Annotated in this window: 7 protein-coding genes and 3 pseudogenes; 5 read left to right on the top strand and 5 right to left on the bottom strand. The window is 66.5% G+C overall.

All coding sequences use genetic code 11. From position 1 onward, the window contains the following. Window positions 1-196 precede the first annotated feature (196 nt). The 4 genes and pseudogenes from HUU96_RS09565 to HUU96_RS15125 form a co-directional block, all read left to right on the top strand. Entirely contained in the window at window positions 197-874 is a 678-nt protein-coding gene (locus HUU96_RS09565; RefSeq protein WP_174292590.1) for a pyrimidine 5'-nucleotidase, read from the top strand. Further along, entirely contained in the window at window positions 871-1,683 is an 813-nt protein-coding gene (dapD, locus tag HUU96_RS09560; protein ID WP_174292589.1) for a 2,3,4,5-tetrahydropyridine-2,6-dicarboxylate N-succinyltransferase, read from the top strand. The genes HUU96_RS09565 and dapD overlap by 4 nt, the downstream gene beginning before the upstream one ends. A gap of 60 nt (window positions 1,684-1,743) precedes the next feature. Further along, window positions 1,744-2,718: a class II fructose-bisphosphatase gene (glpX, locus tag HUU96_RS09555; RefSeq protein ID WP_174292588.1), complete on the top strand. Its 975-nt coding sequence runs from the start codon at window positions 1,744-1,746 to the stop codon at window positions 2,716-2,718. An 86-nt stretch (window positions 2,719-2,804) separates the two neighbouring features. Next, a pseudogene (locus tag HUU96_RS15125) lies at window positions 2,805-3,154 on the top strand (transposase); the annotation flags it as partial. A 112-nt stretch (window positions 3,155-3,266) separates the two neighbouring features. Here HUU96_RS15125 and tnpC read toward each other — a convergent pair. The 5 genes and pseudogenes from tnpC to HUU96_RS09540 all read right to left on the bottom strand — a co-directional run bounded on the left by tnpC (window position 3,267) and on the right by HUU96_RS09540 (window position 5,521). Beyond that, a pseudogene (gene tnpC, locus HUU96_RS15340) lies at window positions 3,267-4,048 on the bottom strand (IS66 family transposase). 110 nt (window positions 4,049-4,158) lie between these two features. Then, window positions 4,159-4,269, bottom strand: a complete 111-nt coding sequence (locus HUU96_RS15335; protein WP_368039762.1) for an IS66 family transposase zinc-finger binding domain-containing protein — start codon at window positions 4,267-4,269, stop codon at window positions 4,159-4,161. Window positions 4,270-4,310: 41 nt separating this feature from the next. Then, entirely contained in the window at window positions 4,311-4,529 is a 219-nt protein-coding gene (locus HUU96_RS15330; RefSeq protein ID WP_368039761.1) for a transposase, read from the bottom strand. Between the two features lie 277 nt (window positions 4,530-4,806). Beyond that, window positions 4,807-5,034 carry an IS66 family insertion sequence element accessory protein TnpB gene (tnpB, locus tag HUU96_RS09545; RefSeq protein ID WP_174292587.1) on the bottom strand — a complete coding sequence of 76 codons (228 nt, stop codon included), beginning with the start codon at window positions 5,032-5,034 and terminating at the stop codon, window positions 4,807-4,809. 142 nt (window positions 5,035-5,176) lie between these two features. After that, window positions 5,177-5,521, bottom strand: coding sequence for a transposase (locus tag HUU96_RS09540; RefSeq protein WP_174292586.1), 345 nt, complete (start codon window positions 5,519-5,521; stop codon window positions 5,177-5,179). A 54-nt stretch (window positions 5,522-5,575) separates the two neighbouring features. Between HUU96_RS09540 and HUU96_RS09535 the strand changes: the two are divergent. Next, window positions 5,576-5,952: pseudogene (locus HUU96_RS09535) on the top strand (transposase); the annotation flags it as partial. Window positions 5,953-6,252 lie beyond the last annotated feature (300 nt).

Genomic DNA, 6,252 nt, shown 5'->3' with positions numbered 1-6,252 from the left:
CGCCGCCACCGCCGCCGCAGGCAGCCAGCATCGCCAGCCCGGCCAGCGCCACGCCGCGCAACGATCCTGCCGTGCCGAGCCTCGTCATGCCGCTACCCCCCTTTGCCGGTTATCCCGACCGCCCGTTTCGGCGCGCCTCGCCAGCGCCGCAACTCGCCTTGCCCGCCGCCGACCCGCCGCCTACAGGCTCCCCATCATGCTTGCGCGTCTCCAGCCGATCCGCAACTGGATTTTCGATCTCGACAACACGCTTTATTCCTCGAAGATTAACCTCTTCGGCCAGATCGACGCGCGCATGACCGCCTATATCGGCGACCTGCTCGGGGTCGAGCCGGCTGAGGCGCACCGGCTCCAGAAGGGCTATTTCCTCGATCATGGCACGACGCTGGCCGGGTTGATGCGCGAGCACCATGTCGATCCCCATCATTTCCTCAACTACGTCCACGACATCGAGATGGACGTGCTGGACGAGGATGCGCCGCTCGCCGCCGCGATCGCGCGGCTGCCGGGGCGCAAGCTGGTGTTCACCAACGGCGATGCTCCTTATGCCAACAGGATCCTGGCGCGGTTGGGGTTAAGCGACAGTTTCGAGGCGGTGCACGACGTGCACGCGATGGGGCTGGTGCCTAAGCCGGCGGCGAGCGCCTATGCCGGCCTTTGCGCCGCGTTCGGGATCGACCCCAAAGCCAGTCTGTTCGCCGACGACATGGCGCGCAACCTCCTGCCCGCCAAGGCGATCGGCATGACGACCCTGTGGGTCGACAACGGCTCCGAACAGGCTCGTGGTCGGGAGGGCGACGCCGCCCGCGACCATATCGACTTCGCCACTCACGACTTGATCCATTGGCTGCACGCCATCCTGGAGGACCAATGACCGATCTCGCTGCCATCATCGATGCCGCCTGGGAGAACCGCGCCGAGCTGGGCTTCGATACCAGGGGCGAGGTGCGCGACGCGGTCGAGGCGGCGCTGGCGCTGCTCGACGCCGGCGAGGCGCGGGTGGCGGAACCCGAGGGGGAGGGCTGGCGGGTCAATCAGTGGCTGAAAAAGGCGGTGCTGCTGAGCTTCCGCCTCAACGATAACGTCCTAATCGACAATGGGCCGGGCTCCGGCCATTGGTTCGACAAGGTGCCTTCCAAATTCTCCGGCTGGAGCGAGGCCGAGTTCCGGGCCGCTGGCTTCCGCGCCGTTCCCGGCAGCATCGTCCGGCGCGGCGCGTTCGTCGGCCGCGGCGCGATCCTGATGCCCAGCTTCGTCAACATCGGCGCCTATGTCGGCGAAGGCACGATGGTCGACACCTGGGCGACGGTCGGCAGCTGCGCGCAGATCGGCCGCAACGTCCATCTGTCGGGCGGGGCCGGCATCGGCGGCGTGCTGGAACCGCTCCAGGCCGACCCGGTGATCATCGGCGATGGCGCGTTCATCGGTGCTCGCTCCGAAGTCGCCGAGGGCGTGCGCGTCGGCGAGGGGGCGGTGCTGTCGATGGGCGTCTATCTGGGCGCGTCGACCAAGATCATCGACCGCCAGACCGGCGAGGTGTTCAAGGGCGAGGTGCCGCCCTGTGCTGTGGTCGTCCCCGGTTCGACCGGCGGCAATCTCGGCCTGTATTGCGCGGTGATCGTCAAGCGGGTGGATGCGCAGACCCGGTCCAAGACGAGCATCAACGATCTTTTGAGGGACTGACCGCCTCGACAGCGTCGCGGTCGCCGCCTACCGCCGATCAAGATTTCAGAGGGGAACCGCATGACCACCGCCGCCGCCAGCCAGGTCCTCGACCGCGTACTGGTTCTGGAGATGGTGCGCGTCACCGAAGCCGCCGCGATCGCCGCCTCCACCTTGGTCGGGCGCGGCGACGAGAAGGCGGCCGACGCCGCCGCGGTCGAGGCGATGCGCGAGGCGCTGAACTCGCTCTACATGGACGGCACGGTGGTGATCGGCGAGGGCGAGCGCGACGAGGCCCCGATGCTGTTCATCGGCGAAAAGGTCGGCAGCGCGATCGGCAAGGGGCCCAAGATCGACATCGCGCTCGATCCACTCGAAGGCACCACGATCTGCGCGACCGCCGGCCCCAACAGCCTGGCGGTGCTGGCGATCGCGGAGGAAGGCGGCCTGCTGAACGCGCCCGACGTCTATATGGACAAGCTGGCGGTCGGGCCGGGCTATCCCGAGGGGATCATCGACCTCGATCGCTCGCCGAGCGAGAATGTCCGCGCGGTCGCCGAAGCCAAGGGCGTCGCCCCGCACGAGATCATCGCCTGCGTCCTCGACCGGCCGCGCCACCAGGCGCTGATTGCGGAGCTGCGCGAGCTAGGCTGCGGCATCATGCTGATCGGCGACGGTGACGTCGCCGGGGTGATCGCCACCACCGATCCGGACACGACGATCGACATCTATCTAGGCTCGGGCGGCGCGCCCGAGGGCGTGCTGGCGGCGGCGGCGCTGCGCTGCGTCGGCGGGCAGTTCAAGGGGCGGCTGCTGTTCCGCAACGACGACGAGCGTGGGCGGGCGGCGAAATGGGGCGTCACCGACCTCGACAAGCAATACGACCTGACCGAGCTGGCGCGCGGCGATTGCATCTTCGCGGCGACCGGGGTCACCGACGGCTCACTGCTGGCGGGGGTCAAGCGCAAGGGCGGCCGCGTGTTCACCGATACGGTGGTGATGCGCGCCTCGTCGGGGACGGTGCGCTGGGTGAAGAGCGAGCATCGGGCGGGGTGACCATTCTAGGGTCAGGACCGTTGATTAGGAGAGCAACGATCTGATTTAGGCTCCGTAAGGAGACCGGGATAGGCGACCTGTTTTAGCTGACGGACGGGGAGGTGGAGCGGCTGCAGCCGTTCTTTCCCAAAAGCCATGGGAAGCCCGGGTCGATGATCGCCGTGTGCTGAGCGGCATCGTGTTCGCCACCGAAACGGATTGGGATGGCATGACATGCCCAGCGCCTACGGGCCGCATAAGACGCTCTACGACCGGTGAAACTGGTGGGGTGAACGGGTGGTCTTCTTTGCATGATGGAGGGGCTGGCTGCCGCGGATGCCGAACTCAGGATCGACATGATCTATGCGACTTACCTGAGCACACCGCCCGGCATTGAGCCTGCCGTTTATAAGGAAACCTTGGGCGGCTGATCGGCCGCACCAAAGGCGCCATGCACGTAAGCGGTGTTCTCACGCCACGGCGCGTGCGCTGGTCCATGGCATGAACTGATCGAGCGCGGACGCGGGGTACCCGGCAACGAGGCGCGTGAGCGTGGCGGAGAGCCAGGCCTACGGATCAACGCGGTTCAGCATGCAGATCTCGACGAGTAAGGCGATGACCGCCCAATGATCGCCGCCCTGATTGGAGCCTGCGAACAGCGCGCTCTTGCGGTTGAGAGCCAGCGGGCGGATCGAGCGTTCGACGGTGTTGGAGTCGATCTCGACTCGACCGTCGTCGAGGAACCGGCAGAGCCCGCCCCAGCGGCCTAGCGCGTAGCGGATCGCCTCGGCGAGCTTACCCGTGCCGTTGGCGCGGGCGAGGCTGGTCTCCAGGAACCGGCAGAGGCTCCGACCAAGAGAGCGCTGCGCTGCTGCCGCGCGGCGCGGCGCTCGTCAGGCACCTGGCCAAGTATCTCCTGCTCGATCGCGTAGAGCTGCGCGATGCGGACCAGCACCTCAGCCGCGACCGGGCGCGAGGCGACGACCTCGTAGAAGCCGCGCCGTACATGCGCCCGGCAGAAGGCCAACCGGACTTGGTTGGACTGACCGAAGGCGAAATAGCCAGCACAGCTATCCACATGGAGCACGCCGGTAAAGCCCCGAAGGTGCTCGGCGGGGTCGATGCCACCCCACGGCCGGTCATCGCGGGCATAGGTCCAGAGCTGGCCAGTCTTGGTCCGCCTGCGCCCGGGATCGAGCACGGGCACGGTGGTCTCGTCGGCGAACAGCCTTGGGCTGCGCTCCAGGTCGGTAAGCAGGTGGTCGTGCAGTGGCGTCAGCCACCAAGCGGCACGGCCGACCCAGTCCGCCAGCGTGGAGCGGTCCAAATTGACGCCCTGGCGGGCGGAGATCTGAGCTTGTCGGTATAGCGGCAGTGGGCGGCTTACTTTGCGGGCAACACATACGCGATCAACGCTTTCGTCGGCAGCCCGCCCTCTACGATGCGCGCCGACGCGGGCACCTAGACATGTGCCGCCTCGCAGGTGTCGCAGCCGTAGCGAGGGCTACGGATCACCAGCACGCGGAAGGTGGTCGGGACGACGTCGAGCCACTCGGATACGTCCTCGCCGATGACGTGAAGAACGCCGCCGCAGCAGGCGCAGGCCTTGCTCTCTACACCGAAACCTGCTCGACGCGGTCAAGATGAGTGGGCAGACAACCGCAGTTGGCGTCGCGGACCCGAGATGCCCTGGGCTTGCCGCCAGTCGCGTCCGCTTCGGCGCGCACGCGGGCCACCGCCGCGTCGAGCTCCTCGAGTGCGAGCGCCAGCTGATCGGGATCAAGTTGCTTGGACCGTGCGACGAACCGGTGGCGCTGGAACGCGGTGGTAATCGTGGTCAGCCGCTCGATCTCCGCCTGGGGGTCGGTACCCGCGTCCTCCAGATCCGCGATAAGCGCCTGCTACTGGGCGATCTCGCCGCGGGCCGCGACCAGCATCGCCCGGAGCAGCGCGGGGTCGTCGGGAGGTCGGCCTCGACCAGCATCCCCGGAGTGAATCAGCGGGCACACACGCCGTCAACCGGCGAGTTGCGGGGCGATCGGGCGACGGCCGCCACGCCCCCGCCGTCAATCCAGTCCCTCCACCAGCGCCCCCCGAATTGCGCCGCGGTCAGCGCATGACGCCGTCCTGGATGACCGGTCCGCGAAAGGCACGGCGCTTGGCCATCAGCCACAGTCCGATCCCGTCCAACCAGACAAGCTTGATCCGGTCGGCACGCTTTGCGCGGAACACGTATACCACGCCTGAGAACGGGTTGGCACCATGTTGCGCCTTCACCAACGCCGCGAGCGAGTCCGCGCCCTTGCCGAAATCCACCGGCCTGGTCACCGCCAGCACTCGGGCCTCCGCTCCGGGGCTGACCACCGGCTCTTCAACGCGTCGATTACCGCCCCGATCACGCCAGCGTCGGCACCTCGTGCGATCTTTACCGTCACGCCGTCGATGATAAGCTCGACCGCTGCCGCCGAAAGTGAACGTCCTACTCGCTTCCTGGGCACGGGTGCCCCCACCGCGACCGGCTCGGGCGCGACCACCGCCGGCACGACATCGGCTCGGGCACAGCAGCCTGCACCACCTTCGCCGCGTAGCGCAGCTCGCGCCGCCAGATAAACAGCTGCGACGGCCTCAGATCGTGGCGAAGCGCCAGCTCGCTGATGTTGGCGCAGCCCTCCATCTGCGCCAGCAGCGCCAGCTTCTCCTCTACACCGAAACTGCGGCAACGGCCGACGCCGATCAGGATTTCGATACGTCGGATCGGCCCCGGGTTAGCCCCGTGCCTTGACCCCGACAGAGCTCCAACCGGCGTATGCTCGTCTATCAGCATGGACTCGCAGCCGCTCCTCATCCCCGCAGGGTGGAGCGAGCACACCGCTTACGCATGAACATTAAGCTGCACGCCGTCAGCGATGCAGACGGGCGGCCCTTCAGCTTCTTTATAACGGCGGGCCAGATCAGCGACTACACCGGCGCGGCAGCGCTGCTGGACGATCTGCCGAAGGCGCAGTGGCTGCTCGGCGACCGCGGCTACGACGCCGTTCAGGGACGCTCTGCAGGCCAAGGGCATCCAGCCCTGTACCGAGTCGCAGATCGCGCAACGAGCCGGTAAGATACGAAAAGCGCCGCCACAGGCGTCGTGGTCGCATCAAGATCATGTTCGAGCGGCTGAAAGACTGGCACTCTGTCGCTATTCGCTGCGACCGCTATCCCACGGTCTTCTTCTCTGCCATCTTCCTCGCCGCCACCCTCATCTTCTAGCTAGGACCAACGAGTTCTGATTCTAAGCCCGCGACGTTGGATTCTTATCTGATAGTCGTCTAGTTCAAAGCTTTACGAGAGATGACTGGATAATAATTAGCCTACAAGCAATTAGCCCATCGCTCAAACGCGCCACTCTTGCGCCAACCACCCGTCTTGTCATCGAACATCAATCTTATTGATTAACTTCCATCGACGGCTCGGCGGTCATGTCCCCCATCGACCCTTCCCTCAGGCGCGCCGCCTATCTGCGGCCCGCCGCCTGCGAACCTGTGGTAAGATGCGGGTTGGTGTCAACCG

The sequence above is a fragment of the Sphingomonas bacterium genome, from assembly GCF_903644135.1.
Taxonomy (GTDB): Bacteria; Pseudomonadota; Alphaproteobacteria; order Sphingomonadales; family Sphingomonadaceae; genus Sphingomonas.
Note: the sequence above shows the minus strand (reverse complement) of the source record. Positions and strands in the feature narration are given on the sequence as shown.